The organism is Streptomyces sp. IBSNAI002 (assembly GCF_052244475.1).
GTDB lineage: Bacteria > Actinomycetota > Actinomycetes > Streptomycetales > Streptomycetaceae > Streptomyces.
Window position 1 is genome coordinate 1 of record NZ_JBQPXG010000004.1, and the last position, 19,960, is coordinate 19,960.

Genomic DNA, 19,960 nt, shown 5'->3' on the forward strand with positions numbered 1-19,960 from the left:
GCACATCGCTGCGCGATGTGCAAGTGAAGGCCCTCGCTGCGCGAGGGCTGGGCGGCCCGCTGCGCGGGCCTTGCCCCGGCTTCGCCGGGGCGGATGCCCTGCGCTGCGCTCCGGGCATCCAGGGCGCCGGCCCGCTGCGCGGGCAGGCGGGCCAGGTGCTCCGCACCCGGCCTTGGGGGTGGTGGTGAACGGGTGTGGTGCGGGCGGTAGGTGGCGGGGCGTCAAGGCCGCTCCGCGGCCGCGATGGGTGGGTCCGCTGCGCTCCCCCACCCAGACGGGGTCTTCCGGCTTCGCCTCCAGACCCCTACAGGGCCCGCTCCGCGGGCCCGGCCAGCAGCAGGGGGAGGGTGCGGGTCGCTCGATCGTGTCAGGTTTCAGTGTAGCAGTGCATCAACCAGATGCAGCATGTACCTTTGGCGGAAATCTGGTGTACCTGGTGATGTAGTTTCGGCAGCTCGGGATTCGAGAACCAGGAGTGTGTGTCATTTTTTTCGCTCAAACAATGCGAGGAATTTTCCACTTGAGAAGCTTAGGGCCTCGGCCACAGAACAGAACCTGAGATATGGGAAAGGCTGAATTCCGGCGAGCGGAGGCGCCTGAGCCGAACGGCCCCTCGGGCCGAGCGGCGGAACCCTCCACCAAGGTCAGCCACTCCTTGTTGGTGTTTGTTCGTCACGGTCGGCACCACCCGAGACTCAGAGCCGTTGATGCCGACCACGACCTGCACGGTGCCCACAGAGCCGCACGCGAAGCCGCCTCAGCCACGTGGGTCCGGGTGGCAGGTGGTGACGGCGGGATGGATGCGTATAGAGCGTTCACGCATCTCTGCAGGTCAGCGCCCATGTGATGTATCGCTGAGGGCTATTCGAATGTCACTTTGGGACGCACCTTTCCCCTGAAGGGGAAATGATCACGTGTCCGATCGGGGCTGGGTTCAGCGTGTCGGGTTCCCCTCCAGGGGAAACGCCACTACGGTCAGGGCACGTACAACGTTCCCCTCAGGGGGAAAGTCCAGGTGAGGAGCGGTATGGGCCGGGCAAGGCCAGCAGCGAACACTGCCACCGGCGAGTTTCTCCAGCTGGAGCTGCTCGACAAGAACGACAAGCCGTTCGCCTGGAGCGGCGGGGGCCGGCACGTCAACGCCAGCAAGAAGCTGGGCGCGGCGCTGTACGCGAAGGACAGCGGGTACTCGAAGAACGACAAGCTGGTCTGGGGCTACTACCTGTTCAACTCGCCGCCCGGGGATGAGCCGCTGAGGCTGAGCTTCCGCGAGATCGGCGTCGACCTGGAGTTGCGTCCGAACGCGGTGAGCAAGTCCGTGGGTAACCTTCACCGTGGGGGCTATCTCCTGGAGGCGGAGAAGGTGGGCCGGGTGAAGTTCTACAAGCTGAACCCGCGGGCCGCCTACGACGGCTCCTCGGGACAGCAGCGGCACGCCACGCAGCACGCGCGCCACCCCTCGACCACCTGCCCGCCGGAGAAGAAGGAGGCGTCATGACCATGCAGATCGCCGAGCCACTCGCGCCGCGCTTCATGGAGGCCGCCGAGCTCAACGACCTCCTCCTTCGCTCCCAGCTCAAGCAAGGCGCCGACCTCAAGGTCCTGATGTTCTTCGCCACGGCCGTCCCGATGGGCGAGCCGGTGCGCAGCACCGCCACCGACATCGGCAAACTGGTCGGCCTGAGCACCACCAGCGCCTCACGCAGCATCGGCCGGCTCGCCGAAAACGGCTGGCTCCAGCTCGCCTACACCGCCGTCGGCGTGAAGTTCTACCGCCTCGGCCCCAAGGTGGGCCTACCGCCGACCCCGACCCCCGAGGACGACGACGACGCGCCCCTGGCGACCGTTCGACACCTACACGCCTCCTGACTCAGCCGCCCACCCGGGCACCATGGCGCTGCACCCCCGGTGCAGCGCCATTCTCATGTGTGCAGCCCCAGGCGATACATCGTTCCCCCGCGAGGGAAACCGCAGCTAGGGCCGCCTTTCAGTGCCGTTCCAGGGCCTCTGCCAACCAGGCCGACCTGCAACGACAGCGACCAGGAGCGCCACCGCGATACATCGTTCCCCTCCAGGGGAACGCCTTGCGGTCGCCCGCGCGTTTTGCCAGGTCAGGGGCGTATGCCGTGCGGCGCCGGTAACGCTGGTGCTACCGACTTGTTCTAGAGGAGCAAGACAAAGTCCCTGTTGGGTGCCGTCCGCCACGAGCAATGCGTACATCGTTCCCCTCCAGGGGAACGATCCAGCGAGCAGCAGCCAGCCCGACCTCCCGCGAGCAGCAGCGAGCCGGAGCCGATCCTCATGCAGCGGCTACTTGCTGCCGGCCGTGCTGCACGAGCAGCAGCCGTGTGCCGCCCGGGTCGTGCGCATGCTGCGCTGCACCCGCGGAGTCAGCCGTGCTGCATCCGGCCGGACGGGATGCAGCACGGGCAGCAGAACGCCTTGCACCCTTCGCCGCCGAGGGCAGCAGCGTGCAGCACGGCCGCGCTGCACCGGACTGCCGCCGAGGCCCGCGGCCAGTCCCGTCCCGGGGAGCCGCCTTGCACCCTATTAGTAGGTAGTACAGGCAGTACCTATGTGCGGGTTGTAGAGCCCTTCCCCCTGAGAGCAGACCTCGGAGCCGGGAAGGGTCGAGAGGCTGGCGACGAGGACTTCTCCGCGTGGGCGCCGATGCTGGCCTTCCGTGTCGTCGGCGTCGCGCGGGCGCCCGAGGCGCTGTACGCCGCTGTGAGCGCCTGGGAGGCCCGTGGCCGACCTTCGGGGAGCCGAAAGGGTGTCAGGAGGCCGCAGGGGGGCGTACGAGGCCGGGAAGGATCATGTGGGCGGGCGGGGCGACGGCTTAGGTGCAGGTGACGGCCGGGAACGCCGCGCTGAGCCGGGAGGTCGGGTTGTGGGCTCGGCCGGGCCTGCAACGTGGGTGCAACACGCACCCGGACGGTCCCGCTGCGTGGGGGTGTTGTCGCAGGTCAGGCCCGCAACGCGGGCCTGTTGCACCTGGGGTGTTGCAGGGCCTGTTGCAGACCCGCGCCGGTACGCGGGCGATGGGTGCAAGGCTGGGCTCCGAGCGAGGTCACAGGCCCTGGGCGAAGGTCTCGCAGTACGCGAGGGATGTCGCCGCCACTCCGAGATCACCCTCAGCTGCGGCCCGCCGGGCCACGTCCATCAGCGCCAGCATGTTCTGCAGCGGGCTGTCCTCGCCGGCGGCCGCGGCCTCGTCGACCCGGGCCGCCAGCACGCGGTCGACCTGGTCCAGGACGTCGACCCACGCTCCCCCGTACGCCGCCGGGTCCACGCCGGTCAGGGGCGTCAGCCACAGGTCCGCGTGCGACTGGAGCTGCTGCTCGCCGGAGCGGTAGTCGAGCACGGTGCCGCACGGCATCGCCCCGGTGTCCGGGTGGTCCGCGGCGCCGGGCCAGCCGTCGAGGCCCACGGCGTGCGCGGGGCACAGGTACGCGAGCCAGGCCGCGCCCGGCCCGGAGTCCTGCGCCGGACCCTCGCGCAGCACGGTGGCCGTGACCGGGCACTCCACCACCCTGCGCAGCCCGCCGAGGTCACGGTGGCCGGAGAGCTCCTGGACGATCGACGGCACGGTGGCTCCTTCGCGAGTCAGACCTCGATGTAGGCGACGACGACCACGGTGCGCAGCGCCGTGACCCAGTACAGGAGCCGGACGCGCTCGATGTCATCGGTGTACTGGCGCAGCTGGGGGCCGGCGGTATCGCCGGGGAGGGCCTCGCCGACGTCGGGGTCGACGGAGACGACGACCAGGGCGCGGTCCAGGGCGTGGATCTCCGCCTCGCTGGTGATGTTCTCCAGCTGCTTGGCGGCGGAGTCGGAGAACGCGATCCGGGCGCGGCGCGGGCTGTGCTGCGGGACCATCAGGCGACGGCCGGGCGCTGGGCTGCGAGCCGGGCGAGGTGGGCCTCGCGCAGCTCCTCCCACGGCGTGCAGTTCTCCACCGACGGCAACCCGTTGGCGGCGATGTCCTCCAGGACGGCGGCGAACTGGTCGGCGTTCTCACGAGTTCTGGCCGCGTACGCGCGGACCGCGTCGGCGGCCGCGGGCTCCAGCTGCTGCCGGGCGGTGTCGGTGGAGGCCGGCTGTTCGCTCATTGAGGGCTCCAGGGCGCGTAACTGGCGGGCCTCACCACGGTATCGCCGGGCGGAAGAGGCCGGGACCACTCCGACCAAACAAGCCCGGTCGTCCCGAGACCGATCCCGGCGGCTACGTTCCGTATCCGCTATCGGGTGGGGCGTCACGCTGTCCGGTGGAGTCGAGAGAAACCGGGGTTAGCCCCGTGGATACGGGGCCGATCGGTAGCGTGACACCCGGCGTGACAGCCGGATCGAGGGCGCGTGACACCCCAGCGTGACAGCCAAACCATCACCCTCGGTAATTACCGGGCGGGGTACCCCGCCCGGCTCTGGGCGTCTCAGGCGTTCTTCCAGCCGGCACGGAACTGCTCCTGGGCTTCCAGGGAATTCTCGGCGTTCTCCCTCCGCGCGTACAGAATCCGCCACGAGGTCCTCTCGACATCCTGGAGCCAGAGATCCCCGAGCCAGTCGGGCGAAGAGCCCCACATGCCAGCTTCTTCGAGGGCCTCACCGATCACTGTGCTGGCGGCCTTGCGCTGTGGCGCGCTCATCTCTGAGAGGGCGGTGATCAGCTGGTCGGCCAGGGCCTTGCCGTCGCCCTGCAGAGACCGCAGCACCTGGTGCCTGATGTTGCCGGGCAGGAAGATGGGGTTGCCCGATGCCTGCCACAGCTTGAACCAGAAGTCATGGGGCTCATCGGAGGGAAGCGGCAGCCCGCCCACCAATGAGACCAGGTGGGCGTTGGCCGAGTACTCCTCGGAGTGCGCCATCGCCAGCATCGCGATGTTGGCAATCCGCTCCACATCGAGCCCGCCAACCTGGAACTCCGGAGTCAGGTTCAGATGCTGACGCAGGTAGGCCGCCAGAGACCCCGGCTGCCGGACTTCGGGAACCATCAGCGCTCTCCTCCAGTACGAGGGCCTGGCGATCCAGGCCGGCCCTTGATCGTTCCGAATGAGCTCCGCCACCGCTCCCGTTCAGGAAAAGATGGCTTGGAGTCACCACAGCACCGCCGCTCCGGACGATGAGCGAAGCGGCGGGGTGAGAAGGCGGCCTCGCGGGCAGCCGGGTCGGCGTAGTGCCCGCGGTGCGTGGCCAGGGCGTCGCGTACGGTTTCGTCGCCTTCGGCCGGCTCGGCCTGGTCCAGGATGCCGAGGTCGCGCAGCGCCTGGAGCTGGTCAGCGCGGGCCGAGATCCGGAGGGCTTCGCGCAGCTCGGCCTCCCGATCAGCGGCGGCCGCGGCGTCGGCGGCGGCGAGCAGCTCGGCGATCCGCTCCCACTCCGCGAGCGCCGCCAGGCCGCGGACCTCGTCGGCCAGGTCCTTGTGCTGGGACGCCTGCCGCGCGTTGAACCACGCGTCCTCGAGGGCCGCCGCGACGGCACCGGCGCCAATGCCCCTGGCCCAGCGCCGTACGACGCGGGCCGGGTCGTACGGCTCACGGGGCGCAGTGACGTGTGGGGCGAGCGGACGGCGCGCGGTGCGCCGGGGTGGCCAAGTCGGGGTCGTCGTCGGCCTCGCCCTCGTCGTGCGCAATCAGGGAGCGGGCCGCCGCCAGAGCGTACGGCGACCCGCTGAATATGGTTTTTAGCAGCTTATGAATTCGGCCGTGTCAGAACCGGAATTCTATGGACACTACGTGTGTGAAATCTGCTCTCAGGCCAGCGGCCCGGGTGCCCCATTCCGTGAAATAGGACTCGGTGATGGCCTCGGCGACTATCGGATGCAGGTCTTCCTCCGTCGCACCGGCCTCCTGGAGCTCCAGGATCTGCTTGGCGTATGTGGGCGAGATCGCCGTGGTGATGGAGCGCTCGCGGCCGTCATCCGAGCTGCCCTTGCAGGCGAATCCGAAGTAGGCGGTCACGTCCACCATCATGCCGCTGGACGTGGCTGCCCGTTCACGTACCTGTGCTCTGACCTGCGGTTGCCACTCGGATTCGGTTTCCTCAACCAGGGCGGCCTGGAGCCGCTTCTGTGGGGTCGTCAGGCTCCCTGCCCGGTAGCGCTCCACGGTCCGGCGCGAAATGCCCAGGCGCTCCGCCACGGCCTTGGTCGACCCCTTCGCCCGCGTGAGGAGAAATTTCACCTGAGCCTTTGCGGACTTCGGCGCGGGCCGGGTGAAGACCTTCCGTTCCGCCCGGGTGAGGGCGGCCAGGACATTGCCCAGACGTGGGGTCGGCTGCTGCTGCTCGTGATCGTTCATGGCACCAAGGAGGCCATGGTGCGCCTGTGGACAGACTCCGGAGCAGGCACAGGACCAAGCCCATCTTGGCGGGAACCGGGTAGGTCCGCGTCGGGCTCACGGGAGACTGAGCGACAAAGCCGACTGACCCCGGCCCGCCCGGCCGACAACACTCTGGGAGATCACGTGACGTCCGAGCCTTCCGCGAGCCAAGACCTGACGGAGGCCATCGGCCACTACATGAACGCCGTGGCCACCACCCTGCTAGACGAAGGCGTACCGGTCATCGGCGTACGAGGATCCGGCCGCGTGCGCGTCCTGACCGACGACGACTTCGAGACCGACGTCGACGGGCACCTCAGCTTCAACACAGCCTTCGAACGCGACCTGCACCCGGACTCCGAGAACGTCGATCTGCACTGGTCGGGAACCTCCGGCTGGTGCCTGCTCCCGCTGAAGGATGATGACGCCGACTACTACGGCCACGCCCGCTGGATCGGGGCCGGCCTGGTCCCGCCCGTCGACCGCGTCGTCTCCTTCGTGGCAACGGCCAGGCTTTCACCGACAGAAGCAGGGAGCAGCGAGCGACCGTTCTACCGGACTCCGGGAAGCGACCTCACCGAGCTCCACCAGCGCCTGGCGGCGTTCGTCCCGGCCCCGGGAACCCTGCGGGGCCGTACGTACGGCATGTGCTTCAACCACCTGGTCGACAGCGTCTACACCGCCAGAGTGTCCGGCGCCCTGGACTCGCCGGACGACACCGAGATCTCGGTGGCCCTGCGGCCCGGGGAGATCGACGCCCTGCGCCATCTCCTGGAGTACACCCAGACGCACGCCACCGGGCTGCTCGGGGCGTACGCCCGCTACCTGACCGAGGACCTGGACAACCGCTGCCAGTTCGCCGCGACATCCTCCCACCGGGCGATGGAGGCCGCCCGCTCGATCCGCCAGCAGCTGCGCGACCGGCAGCAGCGCGGGGAGTAGCCACCGACGGTCGCCGGCCGTTGAGCACGACACCGCGTGCATAAGCATCCGTTCCCCCGCGGATACGCGAGCGAGCCCCAGACCTTGAGGGTCCGGTGTGACTGAGCGCTCCATCTGGCGAGGCTCGCCAGCACAAGCGCTCAGCACACGACGTCCCCGTCGGCTATTGGGGGCGGTCGAAGGTGGGCCAAGACGAGGGACTTTGCCGGTCGGGTGCGGCTAGGGCGGTGGGAGAGGGATGGCATGTCCCCCCTGGGCCCCCGGTTCATGCTCGGGAGCGTGAGTCACCTGGTCAGGTGACTCGGCGGGACTGGACCGTGTCGGTGGGCGTCGGCTCGCCGGCTCGGAGGCAGGGTATGGAAGATCGGCAAGGTAAGCAGGTCCGGCCATCTCACCGAAGGGCTCAGCGCATGGACGCCCGCGCTCTACTGAACCATCCGGATGCCGGCCCCTGTGTAGGTGGGGAGGGGAAGGCGACGTCGAGTGCCGGTCAGGACATGTCCTACGTCGATGCAGTGGCCAAGGGCGCGCCCATCGCCGCGCGAAACTACACGTTCGGGTCCGACGGGAAGACGTACCCACAGATCCCGCTGGGTCTTGCGGTGTTCACCGGTGACGGCGAGGACAGTCGTCTGAACCGTGCGCTTCGGCATATGGCCATGCATGGGGTGACGAGGGCTTGGACGGGCGGGAAGGTCGATCTGCCGAATGAGGAGATCGAGAAGATGTCCGCCGAGGAACTCAGGGCTGCCCCGCTGACCCCTCCGCTCCTGGAGGTTTACGGGACGACCACTAGCGACCTCTTCGGACTGCCCGGCCTCGGCGGGGCACCAGCCCGACGGGACACCCTTCGCTACGAGTTCGTCTCGGCCGACCCCACAGAGCGACATGGCTTCATCGGTGCGTGCCGGCCCCCGACCGAAACCGAGCGGCGGGCGATCGATGGCCAGGTGATCCGCGATCCCTCCAGCGGCATGAACACCGGCGTGTCGGAGCGCGAGTGGCACAAGATCAATGGCAAAGCGATTGCGCGGATCAGCCCGGCAGCATCTGATGGCAAGCCCAGACTGCAGGTAGACATCGGGGCAGACCTGTTCGCCTGGTCGGGACTGGGCTGGCTTGGCGCGTGGGGGCGGGCGGATTCGGCCCGCGTCGTCGGCAATGCGACCTTGCACAAGCAAGACGAGCACGGCCAGTACCTCAAGGCGTCCAACTTCGTCGAGCGCCAGGTGGAGAACACCACCGCCGGTGGTTTCTACTACGCAACGCTGACCTTCAAACTGCCACTGAACTACGGGCAGACCTACGAACTGCGCTGGTCGTGCTCACGCCCCTCGGACGATGGCACCCGTGATCGGCAGGACGGAGTAACCGCCAGCGGAATGATTGTCTTCACCGCCTGACTTCACAGCCCGCCAACTTAACCGCCTACTCGCCACGTGCAGCGCTCAGTCACATCCGGGGCTCGCCGGCTGTACGGGGTGTGGCCTCTACAGCTCGAACTCCAAGTTGAGCACGTCGTTGATCTGGATCTCCTGGAGGGAGCCGGCGCGGCTGCCGCCGTCCTGGAAGTAGACCTCTTTGAGGGCTTCGGCGGTGAGCTCGCGCAGCCGGTCGTCGGTGGCGCCCTGCTGCTGGGCGTCGAAGAGACGTGCCGCGTACTGGGGCGGTAGGGCCACGGTGAGGTGGCGGATGCGGTCCTCGTCCGTCGTGTCCATCGGCGCTCCGGCGTACCCGAGGCGGGCGTGGACGTCGATGACGATGCCGCCGGTCGTCGCCGCCCTCTTCCTCGCCTTCGCCTTGATCTGCGGCTGCCACCGGGCCTTCACCTCACGCTCTATGCGTTCGGCGAGGTCCCGGCGGGGCTTTTTGATCTGGTCCTTCACGTACCGCTCCACGGTGCGCTGGGAGACGCCGAGCAGCTGGGCCACCTGCCTGGTGCCCTTGTGCTGCTTGACCAGGTAGCGCATCTGCGCACCGGCCGTCTTCGGCACCGGGCGGGTGAACGCCTTCGCCACTGCCTGGTCCAGGCCGTCCCCGAACTCGTTGCTCATGACTACTCCCCGGTGTCCTTGGTGCTGACGACGCCGCTCGTGATGTACCGCGCGAGGTTGAGCTCGGGCGCCTTGTGCTCCTCCCGGATCTCCTTGGCCCACTGGACCCCGTGGCCATCTGGGATCCGCCCGGCGATCCGCTCCTCCCGCGTGAGGGCGACGGGCAGCCCGTAGCGCGCCAGCGCGGCCTCGGTCAGCACGATCAGCGGATCGGCCGCCTTGCCCGGACCCGACAGCTTCGGCGCCCCGAGCTTCGCCTCCTTCAGTGTCCAGTCCACCAGCGACGGCAAGCTCTTGGCGGGCACGTCCAGGACCAGGCCGTCGACGCAGTACGCCAGCACCTTGCCGTCCTGGACATCGACGACCGCCAGAGGACCGTTCTCGAACTGCGGATCCCTCACGCCCGCCGGGGTCTGCGGTAGGTCAGCGGCCGCCTTCGATGCGCTGCGTGACGTCGAAGGCGTTGTTGCGCTCGCGGTGGGCTCCGCAGCCGCCGGGGCGGCCACCACAGCCGTTGAAGTGGGCTCGGTGTTCTCGGTCTCCGTCGCGGCCGCCGCGTCTGGCGCCGGCTCCGCGAGGGGAGACGGCGCTTCCGTCGATGCAGGGGCGGCGGTGAACGTGGCGGGCACGGCGACGGCCGGGGCGGGCGCGGCGGTGTCTGCGGGGTAGAGCGCCGCGAGCTGGTCCAGCAGCCGGGCATACGCCTCCCGCTCCGGCGGCCTTGGTTCGGTCTTGCCCAGCTCCCACCCGGACACCGTGGCCCGGCGCACCTTCAGCGCGGTGGCCACCTCGTCGATCGTCAGGCCGTGCGCGGCACGCAGCCGCTTGCGCTCCGCCGGGGGCGGCAGCACGGAACGGGACGCGATCAGCGCGTCGACCGCATCGAACAGCTCGGACATGCAACACCTCCAATTCTTCGATTCTATCGCGCGAAGCGCACGAATGGCGTACGTTCAGCGTACGAATAGCGTACAGAGGTGTAGGGGTTGCGTTGAGAGACGAGAGCATCGTTCCGGTCGCCTTAGCCGAGAGGCAGCACGAGGAGATCTTGCTGACGGAGATCCTGCCGACCTGGACCAAGGACGCCGTCCCGCAGGACCAGCCGGTGGCGGTGATCGTCGCCGGGCCGGCGGGCAGCGGGAAGTCCGAGCTGTGCGACCTCCTGCTGGCAGTCCTCGCCCGGCGGGGTGGCGCAGTGCTGATCGGCCGCGACCTCTACAAGAGGGCCCACCCCCTCTATGACGGCCTCATGCGCAGTGACGACCGCACGGCCGGTGTGCGGACCCGGCCGGATGTACTGCGGTGGCAGGCGGAGGTCGAGGCGTACGCCCGGAGCCGGCGCTTCGACGTGGTGCTGGAAGAGCCCGTCGCCGACGTGGAGGAGGCATGTTCGAAGGCCCGCTCCTACCGCGCGGACGGCTACCGCGTCGAGCTGGTGGCGTTGGCCGTTGCGGAGGCCGAAGCGCAGCTCAGCGGCCTGGACCGCTACCTGAGGCAGGTCGCCGAGGATGGCGTCGGCCGGTACGTATCGTCGGGCAACTTCGCCCGGTGCGCCCGTAACCTGCCTCTCTTCTTACAGGTCGTCGAAGCCGAGCGGCTCGCGGACCAGGTCATGGTGGCGCGGCGCGGTCTTCAAGTCATCTACCTCAACGAGCTCACCGACAACAACTCCTGGCGCCGCCCACCAGCCGCGCCCCAGGCACTGACCGCGGACTGGGCGCGTCCGTGGACCGCGCCGGAGACCTGGCAGTTCCGCCGACAGCTCTCCGGCGCGGAGCAGCGGCTGCACCCTGCCGCTCTCACGCCGGAGCGGCGCCTGGCGGTGGCCAGCGGGCTGGAGCGCGCCTTCGCCTTGGCCGAGCCGGTGCGCCGGATCGCCCAGCCGCTCACCGTGGCGCCCGGCGTCGATTACCACCGCCTCTCGGCCAGCGAGCACCAGTGGATCTTCGACGAGCTGGTCGTTCCGATGTTCCTGAGCGCCATCACTCCGCAGGACGACCCCGTCAGCCTGTACGTGATGGGCCCGCAGGGAGCGGGGAAGTCCTACATGGCGCGCATGCTGCGTCGGGCGTTACGCCAGCGCAAGCCCACCGGGATCGAGGGTGGCCGCTTCAAGATGCTCCACCCCGACTACCGCCAGCTCCTCGAAGAGGAGCCGCGTACCGCCTCCTCGAGGATCAGGCCGGATTACCGGGCGTGGCAGGAGATGGCCGAGGCGTACGTACGGGCGCGCCGTGGCGACATGCTGATCGAGATCGCCCCGGACAGCATCAGCCACTTCCTGAACAGTGCGCGGCGCGACCACCAGGCGGGCCGCCGCGTGGAGCTGGTCGTGATCGCAGGACGTGCCGCGGACAGCAGGCTGGGTACCGCGACGCGGTGTGCGGAGGTGGCCCGCCTCGGCGGTCGTCCGAGGTTCACCACGGCTGCCGCCCACGACGCGACGTTCGACATCATCGCCGCCGTGACTGACGCCGCCGAACAGTCCCCGTTTGTACACCGCATCTCCGTGGTCCGCAGGGATTTGACCTCGCTCTATCGCAACGAGCGCACCCCGGACGGCACCTTGAGCAGTCGGCCCCGGGCCGGGCACGTGGTCGAGGCTGAGCAGCACCGCCCGTACACCCCGGTGGAGGCGGCTCAGCTCCTCGCCACCCTCAAGCGCCTGCAGGGCGAGCTGCCGCAGTACCGGTCGGATCTGGTCGAGATCGCCGCGTTGGCCTGGCCGCTGATGCCCGCCCGCCTGCAACCGCGCACCCTCATCTCCACGATCACCATGGCGCCGCTGCCCGCTCTGCAGCACACGTACGACTACTGGCCGCCGAGTTCCTGGGAGCGGGCCGCGTAGCGGGCGGCGATCTCGGCCACCTCGTCCGCGCTGGCGTACTCAAGCGCCAGCAGATCGGCGCCGCACACCGCCAGCTCCTCCTTCAGCGTCTTCAGGCGTTCGGAGTTGGGGCCGGCGGAGTCCCGCTCCTTCCTGATCTCTTCCGCGTACGAGTTGCTCACGTCCTGCACGAGTTGCTCGACGGCCTGGGGGCTCACGTTCTCTGACAAGGGCTTTCCTTCGCGTTCGGGCTTTGGTGGAGGCGTCATTGTCTCTGGCCGAGACGATGCGGATACGGCACCCGCGTTGCGGAAAGCAGCCACACCGCACGGCACAGGCCCTACGGTTGATACCGCCGATGATCATTCCTGGGGGGACCGACATGGCCGACCTGCGTGCGCTGTTCAGCTCCAACAACCCGTCGGAGTACGACGCGGTGGAGGCGTTCACCGACCGCCAGTACCAGTGGGCAGTAACAGCCGCCGCACTCGGGGAACACCTCCACCACGTGGCCAGCGCCGGCTTCGACGTCGAAGACCTCGAAGCCCCCCGCAGCAACCTGATCATGTTCCACGGCGTGGGCGGCGCCGGGAAGTCAACCCTCCTCCGCAAGATCGAGGCGGCGCTGACCGCGGCCGAAGAGCGGCCCGCGCAGTGGGGCGCACCCTCCTGGACACAGCGGCTCCTGCCGATCCGGATCGACCTCTCCCGGTCCGCGTCGACGGGCGCGGACTTCGAGCGGGCGATCCTGACGATCCGCCTCGCGCTCGCCGGGGCGCTCGGCAGGGGTCTGCCCTCTTTCGACGTGGCCCTGCGGCACTACTGGGAGGTGACCCACCCCGGTGAACTTCTCGACGAGTACGTCCGGCGTACCGGGATCGCGGGACGGTTCACCAACCTGCTGCCAGGCCAGCTCCAGGCCGGCGTCGGGGAAGTCGCGGCCGCCCTGGCCCTGCCCGGGCTGATCGGCTCGGCCGCCGGACAGCTCACCTCGGCCCTGGTCACCGCGCTGCGCGAACGCCACGAGCGCGCCCAGGCCCTCGCCGGCGCGAAGCGCACCGTTGACCTGCTGGAAGCGACGCCCGATCTGGAGGCGTTGTCCTTCTACCCGCACCTGTTGGCCTACGACCTGGACCAACTGCCCGCGAAGAAGCGCATCGTCCCCGTGGTTCTGCTGGACACCTTCGAGGACACCGCCGACCGTCATCGTGACCTCGAGCGGCTCCTGCAGCGCCTGGTCTGGCTCGCGCCCAACGTCTTCTTCGTCGTCGCCGGGCGCAGCCGGCTGCAGTGGGCCGATCCCGCGCTCCACGGCCAGCTGGACTGGACCGGCCCCACCGCCTGGCCCGGCCTGGCCTCGTCCCGGACGGTCCCCGCGCCCCGGACCGGCGAGCACTCCGCCCGCCAGCACCTGATCGGTGACCTTTCCCCCCAGGATTGCGAGACCCACCTCGCCCGACGCCTCACCATCGAGGGCCGGCCCCTCATCGACGCCGACGTCCGGGCCGCGATCACCGCCCGCTCCCACGGCCTGCCTCTCCACCTCGACCTCGCTGTCAGCCGTTTCCTCGAGATCCGCCGCACCGGCCGCGCCCCGGTCCCGGCCGACTTCGACTACTCCTTCCCGGCCCTGCTCGCCCGAACGCTGTCGGACCTCACCGCGGAGGAACGCCACCTCCTGCGCAGCGTCTCCCTGCTGGACGCCTGGGACCTTGACCTGGCCACCCGGACCGCCGGCCTCACCCACCAGGCCCCCGCCCGACGCCTGACCGAACGGCCCCTCATCGCGGAGAATTCATACGCACTGTGGCCGTACCACCTGCACCGCGCGATCCGCAGCGCTGTACGCGAGGACACCCACAGCGAGGACCGCTGGACGCAAACCGACTGGAAGCAGGCCGCCACCCGCGCCCTGGCCGCCCTCGGCGACCAGTGGACGACCGCCGCCGCACTCGGGCCCAGCCGGCTTCTCCTGGTCGCCTGTCTGCGCCAGGCCCTGCGACTGGCCCGCGACTACCGACTCACCGACCTGGGTTGGCTCACCGACGCCGCGTACGCGTACGCGGACGACTCGGTGTGGGAGCCCCTCACCCTCCCCACCGACACCACCGCGGGCCCGGTACCCGACACGGCCGCCGACGCCCTGGCCGAGGTCCTCACCGCTATCACCCGCCGCCAGCACGAACACCGCCAGCGCACCGTCGATCGGTTGAGCGCCGTACTGGACTCCGGGCTGCTGTCCTCCGAGCTCCGCGAACTGGCCCTGTACTACCGAGCTAAGGCGTACAAGGACCTCGGCCAGGGCGACGCCGCCCGCGCCGGGATGCGGCAAGTCGCCGTCGCCGACGGCCGCCTCGCGCCCAAGGCCCGCCGCGGCCTGGCCAACCTGTCCCGGCTGGCCGGCGATTTCCCCACCGCACTGGCCGCCGTTCCCACCTTGGGCTGGAAGGGACGCCATCATCGCGTCCTCGGCGATATCCGCTGGTCCCAGGCCGACACCGCCCAAGCCGTCGTGGCGTTCGAAGCCGGTCGCGCCGAAGCCGAGGAACGCGGCGTGGCCGGGGAGCGCGCGATGATGCAGGTCCGCCTGGGCCTCGCGCTGTCCTTCGCCGACCCGACCCGCGCGGCCGTCGAGCTCTCCCTCGCCCACCAGCTCCTTGAGAGCCTCGACCAGCGCTCCAACACCCTCCTCGCCCAGACCGCGGCCCTGATCAAGGACGCCGGAATCGACGGCGTCATCGACCGCGCCCAGGTCCTGGACACCGAGATCCAAGCCGCCGGACTGCCCTTCCTCCACCGCTTCGTCGCCCTCGCCACCGCCTTCCACCAAGCCGTCCGCGGCGAGGACCAAGAGCTGGGCGCCACCATCAGCCGTCTGCGTGAACTCACGGTCAGCGGCGACTTCGCGTACTTCGTCGACATCGCACACTTCATGGCCGGCCTCCCCCGGCCCGCCGCCTCCACCACCCGCTGGACCCAGACCGAAGGCCAGGTCCGCGCCGCGTGGCACGGCCTGGTCCAGGCCCGGCAGGAACACCTCCGCACCAGCAGCTGACCCGAACACCCGGCGGCTCCGGACCAGGATGTCCCTGGTCCGGAGCCGTCGCGTTTCGAGCGGGAACTGAGGGCCTGGTCAGCACAACGTGATTCGCACTGCCGTTCGAATCCTGGTTGAATTAATGGATGCAGTTCATCCACTTCCCTGACGATCTTCTGGCACTGCAGTCGGCCTGGCTGCGGGCCTACGAGGCCCTGGCCAGCACGCCCGCCGGGATGGGCACCACCGTCCATCGGCGCCGGCTCATCCTTCTCTCCTGCGCGATCGAGGCTCACGGGTTCTGGGCGGTGCCGGGCCGCTCAAGGGCGGCCAGGGCGGAGCTGCGGAGTCAGGCCCGCGCGGGCCGGTGGGCGAGAGCGGCATGAACAAGGTCACCGCCAGACAGCGGCTCATCCTCCAAACGCTCCTCGATCACCTGGCCGCGCATGGGGCCGGACTCACGGTCCGGGAGCTCGGCGCGAGGGTCGGTCTGTCCAGCAGCAGCAGTACGTCTCACCAGCTGCATCGGTTGGAGAAGGGAAGGCTCCTGACCCGGAGCGGGAAGGAGTGGACGACCGCGACGCTGACCAGCAGCGCCATCAAACTGCTGGCCCGCGCCCCCGGGGCCTGATGATCAGCCGGCGTAGGTGCCGAGGGTGAGGCCGGAGATAATTCCGCGATGGAGGCCGTCGGTATCCGTACTCTGAGATTCATGACTGCCACAGCCGTAAGGCCGGAGTGGGACGCTGTACCCGAGCAGGTTCGCACGTTCATCGAGGACCAGCTGGGCTGCCCTGTCGCAGAGGCTGACATGTGCGGGGGCGGGTTCACCCCGGGCCTTGCCGCACGGATTCTTCTTGCCGATGGAACCCGCGTGTTCGTCAAGGGCCTCCCTGAGGACCACCCGCTGTCCGGTGTCTACCGGGAGGAAGTGCGGATCACGTCGGCCCTGCCCGAGTCGGCGCCCGGGCCCGCGGTGCTCTGGTCAGCGCCCCCGGACCTCGCGCATGGATGGTCGTTGCTGTGTCTGGAGGATCTTCCGGACGGAAACCCTGACCTGTCGCCCGGCTCGGCGGACTTGGTCGCGGTGGTCGATGCGCTGCTGCGCATGCAGGACTGCCTGACACCGTCGCCGATCCCCGAGGCGCCCCAGTTTCCGGATGTTCACGGTGCCTACCTGTGCGGCTGGGGCCAGCTCGCCGAGGACGTGCCGGCCGACCTGGATCCGTGGGCGCGCAGGAACCTGGCCCGGCTGTCGGGGATCGAGAAGGGCTGGCTGGATGCGGCACGCGGATCCACGCTGACCCATGGAGACCTGCGCCCCGACAACATGGTGATGCGGGCCGGCGAGGCCGTCGTCGTGGACTGGTCCTACCTGAGCCAGGCGGCCGACTGGTGCGACGGCGTGTCCCTTGTGCCTCACCTGATCCTGGCCGGGCACGACCCGGCTTCCGCCGAGGCCGTCGTTGAACCGCTGTTGGGGTCCGTACCGGACCGGGACGCCGTGACGGCGCTGGCCGCGGCGTTCGGCGGGTTCTGGGAGCGGTCCTCGCGCAACCCCGCCCCCGCGAACGTTCCCTTCCTGCGCGGCTACCAGGCCCGCGCCGCCAAGGCGGCACGAGCCTGGATCGCCCATCGAACGGGCTGGGCGTAGCCGGTCAACTGCCTCGGGGAGGCAGGCCGTCCGCAGGGCTGCGGACGCGGCGGGCAGCGACGCTCTGGAGCTTTGTCTACCTGGGCCACAGGGAGAACACGGTGATCACGTGTTCGGTGATCTCCTCGCGCAGGTTCTTCCACTCGGGGCTGCCGTTGCGCCGTGCGGCTGCGGCGCGGTCGTAGGCCCTGCCGTCGACCTCGGGGAGACAGGCGTACATCTGGAGCAGGGCCGAGCCGTTGTCCTCGGGCGCGATGTCGGTGTCGGCGGTGAGCAGCGTGCGGATGGTGTCGGCGTGCATGGAGGCGTCGATGCCGGAGCCGGGGATGCTCTTGCTCATCTTCGGCAGGCCGTTCAGGCCGGGGATCATCTTGGTGTAGATGCCGGCGAGGCGCTCGGTGGAGAGTCCCGAGCGTTCGGCTCCGCGGCGGGCGAGGGCCACGTACTTGTGCTCGTCGACGCCGAGGGAGACCAGGACGTGGCGTCCTTCGGCGAGGAGGTGGATGAAGTCGGCGGTCATGAGGAGGGTGGCCTGCTTCATGCCGTAGGTGAGGCGGTCGAAGACGCCGTGGCTGCGGTAGAGGGCGGCGAGGTCCTCTTCGGCCCAGCGGAAGTCCTCGTCGTCGAGGTGGCGGGCGAGCAGGAAAGCGGTGGCCAGCACGTCTGACTGGTTTTCCTGGCGGCGCAGGATGCCGCGCTGCGGGTCAAAGCCGAGGCGGAGCACGAACTCCTCGTACTGGTCGGCGAGGTGGCGTACTGCCTGCAGGGGGATGCGGCGGGCGTTGTAGGAGTCGAGGTCTCCGAGGACGATCTGCACGTCGAGGCCCTGCTGCTGGAGCTTGATCGCCCGCAGCAGCTGGAAGACGGTGCCCGCGTGGGGCGGGCCGCCGAGCCCGACTCCGGTGGTGACGATCGCGGACTGGCCGCTGGAGACCGCGTCGGCGAACTCGCGGGCGCCGGTGTGGCAGACCCACTTGGTGGCGATGTCCTCGCGGCTCATGCCGGCGAAGTCGAAGTCGATGGCGCCCAGGCCCAGGCGCTCGTAGCGGTGTTCGTCGATGACGTGGTCGTAATAGGCGGCGTCGAACCTCACGGAGTCACTTCCTTCGGGGAGAGCGGCTGGGCGCGGAGGGCGAAGGCGCGGCGGACGAGCGGTTCGAAGCCGTCGGCCAGGAGGTTGCCGAGCACGGCGTTGCGCGCTGCGGTGACGCTGCCGAGGTCAGCGGTGACGGTGCCGTCGGCCAGGACCCAGATCCGCAGCGGGTAGGTGTCGTGCGCCTCCCGGGTCGGCTGGTCGAAGACCGGGATGCCGGGAACCAGGGCACGGGCGGTGTTCACAGCCTCGAGGAAGGCCTCGCGCCCGAAGCCGTACAGCTGCGCCTTCTGCGGGGTGGCGCGGCCGATGGGCCGGTACTGCGAGATCAGCCAGTACTCAACCGTGGTGGCGTCGGCGATCTCGCCGATGAGGCGGGCCAGGCGCGGGAGCGCCTGCACGGAGTGCTCGGTGGTGAAGGTGTTGAAGGCGAGAGCGCGCTGGTCGGCGGCGAGCATCGTGGCGTTGGTGTGGAAGCGCTGGAAGTAGCCCTGGCCGCGGAACCAATCAGCGGTCTCGGCGTCCGGGCCGTCCACGGCCAGGGAGTAGACGCTCACGAACTCGCGGATACCGGCGTAGCGGTCCTGGAGGAGGAGACCGTTGGTGTGCAGGTTCGTCTCGAAGCCGTTGGAGCGGGCGTGCTGGAGGGCGGCTTCGAGGTGGTTGTCGTAGGGCATGAGCGGGTCGCCTCCGGTGAAGACGATCCGGTCGGCCTGCGACTCCTGGCGCAGGCGATCGATCACGCGGGCGACGGTGGCCGTGTCGGTCTGGACGCGGTTGCGTTCGCGGTAGCAGAACCTGCACACACCCGGCGATGCGGTGGTGGCCGGCAGGTCCCACGCGTTGCAGTCGGTGTTGAGTACCAGGTGGATGATGCCCAGCTCGTCGCGGGTCAGCATGCGGTCCTCCCGCCGGGTATGAGGGCCAGGTCGGAGCGCGTAGGAAGCAGCAGGGCGTCGATGGCGCGGGGCGAGCCTCCGGTGAGGCGGACGAAGCGCAGCAGGGTGTCCAGGCCGGCGCCCTCGTGCAGGATGCTCAGCGCGGTGTCGAGCCCAGCGTGGAGGGTCGGGGTGACGCGGGCGGTGAGCAGGAGCAGGGCCGCGTTGAGGGCGACGGCGTCACGGGCTCCCGGGTCGCCGCCGCCGGCCAGGACCTGCAGGGCGGCGGCCACGTTGGCGTGGGGGTCGGGTTGCTGGGTGACGCTGTTCAGGCGGCGGGGCATGGACGCGGCGGCCCGTTCCAGGTCGGCGGTGAGGCCGGGGTCCTTGCGGGCGTTGCTGATGCGGCAGGCGCGCACGGTGGTTCCGGGCAGGAGCTCGTCGACCTGGACCGTGGTCTCGGTGCTGGAGTTGACGACGGTCACGTCGGGCAGGCCGAGCCGGGACAGGAGTCGCGCGGACACGTGGACGGCGGGGTGGGCCAGCCCGTAGACGTGGGCGGAGCAGACCACGGGGCTCAGCAGCGCGGGAAGGGCCAGGCTCAGCGCGTGGACCGCCTGGAACCGTCCGCCGTACCGGCGGTCGAACCGGGGCACTCGCTGCTCGATGGAGAAGAAGCCGAAGCCGGCCTCGGCGGTGATGGCGACCATCTCCTGGTGGTCGACGGAGGCGACGTCCGCGCCGACGAGGTCGATGAAGTCGCGTGAGCCGGTCTTGGAGGAGGCGCTGCGCGAGCCGAGCTTGGCGATGTGCGCGCCCCCTGCCGCGGCGACGAGCGCGGCGGCCGAGCTCAGGTTGATCGTCTTGAGGGTCTTCTTGCCGCTGCCGGTATAGCTGACGACGTGCAGCCCGGGGGGCGGCTGGTGGTAGTCCCAGGCGTCCCGGTCCAGGTGGGTGGCCGCGCGCACGGCGGCCTCGACTTCTTCGGTCCTCGGGCCGCGCAGCAGCAGGCCGGTCAGGACGCTTCCGAGCGTCACATCACGCGTGTTGCCCGCGGGGAGTTCGAGGATGGCGAGGATCCCGTCGTAGACGTCCTGGGGATCGATCGCCGCACGAGAATTGATCTTGTGGATCAGCGGGTGGATGAAGACGGCCATGG

Annotated in this window: 21 protein-coding genes and 1 pseudogene; 10 read left to right on the plus strand and 12 right to left on the minus strand. The window is 69.6% G+C overall.

The features are described 5' to 3' along the window. The 3 genes from ACTVZO_RS41430 to ACTVZO_RS41440 form a co-directional block, all read left to right on the plus strand. The coding region (locus ACTVZO_RS41430; RefSeq protein WP_443303766.1) for a hypothetical protein at positions 1 to 188 on the plus strand (188 nt) is incomplete at its 5' end. An 839-nt stretch (positions 189 to 1,027) separates the two neighbouring features. Then, positions 1,028 to 1,498 (plus strand): helix-turn-helix domain-containing protein, encoded by a 471-nt coding sequence (locus tag ACTVZO_RS41435; RefSeq protein WP_443303767.1) that lies wholly within the window; start codon positions 1,028 to 1,030, stop codon positions 1,496 to 1,498. Continuing rightward, entirely contained in the window at positions 1,495 to 1,869 is a 375-nt protein-coding gene (locus ACTVZO_RS41440) for a hypothetical protein (RefSeq protein WP_443303768.1), read from the plus strand. Before ACTVZO_RS41435 ends, ACTVZO_RS41440 begins: the two co-directional genes overlap by 4 nt. A 1,201-nt stretch (positions 1,870 to 3,070) precedes the next feature. Here ACTVZO_RS41440 and ACTVZO_RS41445 read toward each other — a convergent pair. From ACTVZO_RS41445 to tpg (ACTVZO_RS41470), 6 genes are all read right to left on the minus strand, one after another. Then, a complete protein-coding gene (locus ACTVZO_RS41445; RefSeq protein WP_443303769.1) occupies positions 3,071 to 3,589 on the minus strand; it encodes a hypothetical protein in 519 nt (172 codons plus the stop codon). A 17-nt stretch (positions 3,590 to 3,606) separates the two neighbouring features. Then, a complete protein-coding gene (locus tag ACTVZO_RS41450) occupies positions 3,607 to 3,879 on the minus strand; it encodes a hypothetical protein (protein WP_443303770.1) in 273 nt (90 codons plus the stop codon). Continuing rightward, positions 3,879 to 4,112: a hypothetical protein gene (locus ACTVZO_RS41455; protein WP_443303771.1), complete on the minus strand. Its 234-nt coding sequence runs from the start codon at positions 4,110 to 4,112 to the stop codon at positions 3,879 to 3,881. The genes ACTVZO_RS41450 and ACTVZO_RS41455 overlap by 1 nt, the downstream gene beginning before the upstream one ends. Before the next feature lie 320 nt (positions 4,113 to 4,432). Beyond that, positions 4,433 to 4,990 (minus strand): hypothetical protein, encoded by a 558-nt coding sequence (locus tag ACTVZO_RS41460; protein ID WP_443303772.1) that lies wholly within the window; start codon positions 4,988 to 4,990, stop codon positions 4,433 to 4,435. Then, complete coding sequence (locus tag ACTVZO_RS41465; protein WP_443303774.1) at positions 4,990 to 5,628, minus strand: hypothetical protein; 639 nt, start codon at positions 5,626 to 5,628, stop codon at positions 4,990 to 4,992. The genes ACTVZO_RS41460 and ACTVZO_RS41465 overlap by 1 nt, the downstream gene beginning before the upstream one ends. A 76-nt stretch (positions 5,629 to 5,704) precedes the next feature. Further along, the gene (gene tpg, locus ACTVZO_RS41470; protein WP_443303775.1) at positions 5,705 to 6,295 is read right to left on the minus strand and encodes a telomere-protecting terminal protein Tpg; all 591 of its coding nucleotides are present in this window, start codon (positions 6,293 to 6,295) and stop codon (positions 5,705 to 5,707) included. Positions 6,296 to 6,460: 165 nt separating this feature from the next. On the opposite strand from tpg (ACTVZO_RS41470), the gene ACTVZO_RS41475 reads away from it, so the two are divergent. Continuing rightward, positions 6,461 to 7,258: a hypothetical protein gene (locus ACTVZO_RS41475; protein ID WP_443303776.1), complete on the plus strand. Its 798-nt coding sequence runs from the start codon at positions 6,461 to 6,463 to the stop codon at positions 7,256 to 7,258. A 497-nt stretch (positions 7,259 to 7,755) separates the two neighbouring features. Further along, complete coding sequence (locus tag ACTVZO_RS41480) at positions 7,756 to 8,661, plus strand: hypothetical protein (protein WP_443303777.1); 906 nt, start codon at positions 7,756 to 7,758, stop codon at positions 8,659 to 8,661. A gap of 87 nt (positions 8,662 to 8,748) precedes the next feature. Here ACTVZO_RS41480 and tpg (ACTVZO_RS41485) read toward each other — a convergent pair whose 3' ends face one another. Continuing rightward, positions 8,749 to 9,312 (minus strand): telomere-protecting terminal protein Tpg, encoded by a 564-nt coding sequence (tpg, locus tag ACTVZO_RS41485; RefSeq protein ID WP_443303778.1) that lies wholly within the window; start codon positions 9,310 to 9,312, stop codon positions 8,749 to 8,751. A gap of 104 nt (positions 9,313 to 9,416) precedes the next feature. Beyond that, positions 9,417 to 10,211: pseudogene (locus tag ACTVZO_RS41490) on the minus strand (helix-turn-helix transcriptional regulator); the annotation flags it as partial. 149 nt (positions 10,212 to 10,360) lie between these two features. Between ACTVZO_RS41490 and ACTVZO_RS41495 the strand changes: the two are divergent. Then, entirely contained in the window at positions 10,361 to 12,160 is a 1,800-nt protein-coding gene (locus ACTVZO_RS41495) for a zeta toxin family protein (RefSeq protein ID WP_443303779.1), read from the plus strand. Here the strand turns inward: ACTVZO_RS41495 and ACTVZO_RS41500 are convergent. Next, complete coding sequence (locus ACTVZO_RS41500) at positions 12,124 to 12,369, minus strand: hypothetical protein (protein ID WP_443303780.1); 246 nt, start codon at positions 12,367 to 12,369, stop codon at positions 12,124 to 12,126. The two genes, ACTVZO_RS41495 and ACTVZO_RS41500, sit on opposite strands and share 37 nt — an antisense overlap. A gap of 152 nt (positions 12,370 to 12,521) precedes the next feature. On the opposite strand from ACTVZO_RS41500, the gene ACTVZO_RS41505 reads away from it, so the two are divergent. The 4 genes from ACTVZO_RS41505 (at position 12,522) to ACTVZO_RS41520 (ending at position 16,830) form a co-directional block, all read left to right on the plus strand. Continuing rightward, entirely contained in the window at positions 12,522 to 15,194 is a 2,673-nt protein-coding gene (locus tag ACTVZO_RS41505) for an ATP/GTP-binding protein (protein WP_443303781.1), read from the plus strand. Positions 15,195 to 15,322: 128 nt separating this feature from the next. Then, positions 15,323 to 15,562 carry a hypothetical protein gene (locus tag ACTVZO_RS41510; RefSeq protein ID WP_443303782.1) on the plus strand — a complete coding sequence of 80 codons (240 nt, stop codon included), beginning with the start codon at positions 15,323 to 15,325 and terminating at the stop codon, positions 15,560 to 15,562. Beyond that, entirely contained in the window at positions 15,559 to 15,807 is a 249-nt protein-coding gene (locus tag ACTVZO_RS41515) for a LexA family protein (RefSeq protein ID WP_443303783.1), read from the plus strand. Before ACTVZO_RS41510 ends, ACTVZO_RS41515 begins: the two co-directional genes overlap by 4 nt. 81 nt (positions 15,808 to 15,888) lie before the next feature. Then, positions 15,889 to 16,830, plus strand: a complete 942-nt coding sequence (locus ACTVZO_RS41520; RefSeq protein ID WP_443303784.1) for a phosphotransferase — start codon at positions 15,889 to 15,891, stop codon at positions 16,828 to 16,830. A 76-nt stretch (positions 16,831 to 16,906) separates the two neighbouring features. On the opposite strand, the gene ACTVZO_RS41525 is transcribed toward ACTVZO_RS41520, so the two are convergent. From ACTVZO_RS41525 to ACTVZO_RS41535, 3 genes are read right to left on the minus strand one after another with little or no spacing between them, the layout of a single operon-like run. Further along, positions 16,907 to 17,923 carry a hypothetical protein gene (locus tag ACTVZO_RS41525; RefSeq protein WP_443303785.1) on the minus strand — a complete coding sequence of 339 codons (1,017 nt, stop codon included), beginning with the start codon at positions 17,921 to 17,923 and terminating at the stop codon, positions 16,907 to 16,909. Continuing rightward, positions 17,920 to 18,822, minus strand: coding sequence for a radical SAM protein (locus tag ACTVZO_RS41530; RefSeq protein WP_443303786.1), 903 nt, complete (start codon positions 18,820 to 18,822; stop codon positions 17,920 to 17,922). Before ACTVZO_RS41530 ends, ACTVZO_RS41525 begins: the two co-directional genes overlap by 4 nt. Continuing rightward, entirely contained in the window at positions 18,816 to 19,958 is a 1,143-nt protein-coding gene (locus ACTVZO_RS41535) for a hypothetical protein (RefSeq protein WP_443303787.1), read from the minus strand. The genes ACTVZO_RS41530 and ACTVZO_RS41535 overlap by 7 nt, the downstream gene beginning before the upstream one ends. Positions 19,959 to 19,960: the final 2 nt, after the last annotated feature.

What these genes read in the sequence shown, in the direction of transcription:
- ACTVZO_RS41435 (WP_443303767.1), top strand. Translation starts at nt 1,028, where the DNA reads ATGGGCCGGGCAAGGCCAGCAGCGAACACTGCCACCGGCGAGTTTCTC.
- ACTVZO_RS41440 (WP_443303768.1), top strand. Translation starts at nt 1,495, where the DNA reads ATGACCATGCAGATCGCCGAGCCACTCGCGCCGCGCTTCATGGAGGCC.
- ACTVZO_RS41450 (WP_443303770.1), bottom strand. Translation starts at nt 3,879, where the DNA reads ATGGTCCCGCAGCACAGCCCGCGCCGCGCCCGGATCGCGTTCTCCGAC.
- ACTVZO_RS41455 (WP_443303771.1), bottom strand. Translation starts at nt 4,112, where the DNA reads ATGAGCGAACAGCCGGCCTCCACCGACACCGCCCGGCAGCAGCTGGAG.
- ACTVZO_RS41460 (WP_443303772.1), bottom strand. Translation starts at nt 4,990, where the DNA reads ATGGTTCCCGAAGTCCGGCAGCCGGGGTCTCTGGCGGCCTACCTGCGT.
- tpg (WP_443303775.1), bottom strand. Translation starts at nt 6,295, where the DNA reads ATGAACGATCACGAGCAGCAGCAGCCGACCCCACGTCTGGGCAATGTC.
- ACTVZO_RS41480 (WP_443303777.1), top strand. Translation starts at nt 7,756, where the DNA reads ATGTCCTACGTCGATGCAGTGGCCAAGGGCGCGCCCATCGCCGCGCGA.
- tpg (WP_443303778.1), bottom strand. Translation starts at nt 9,312, where the DNA reads ATGAGCAACGAGTTCGGGGACGGCCTGGACCAGGCAGTGGCGAAGGCG.
- ACTVZO_RS41505 (WP_443303781.1), top strand. Translation starts at nt 12,522, where the DNA reads ATGGCCGACCTGCGTGCGCTGTTCAGCTCCAACAACCCGTCGGAGTAC.
- ACTVZO_RS41510 (WP_443303782.1), top strand. Translation starts at nt 15,323, where the DNA reads ATGCAGTTCATCCACTTCCCTGACGATCTTCTGGCACTGCAGTCGGCC.
- ACTVZO_RS41515 (WP_443303783.1), top strand. Translation starts at nt 15,559, where the DNA reads ATGAACAAGGTCACCGCCAGACAGCGGCTCATCCTCCAAACGCTCCTC.
- ACTVZO_RS41520 (WP_443303784.1), top strand. Translation starts at nt 15,889, where the DNA reads ATGACTGCCACAGCCGTAAGGCCGGAGTGGGACGCTGTACCCGAGCAG.
- ACTVZO_RS41530 (WP_443303786.1), bottom strand. Translation starts at nt 18,822, where the DNA reads ATGCTGACCCGCGACGAGCTGGGCATCATCCACCTGGTACTCAACACC.
- ACTVZO_RS41535 (WP_443303787.1), bottom strand. Translation starts at nt 19,958, where the DNA reads ATGGCCGTCTTCATCCACCCGCTGATCCACAAGATCAATTCTCGTGCG.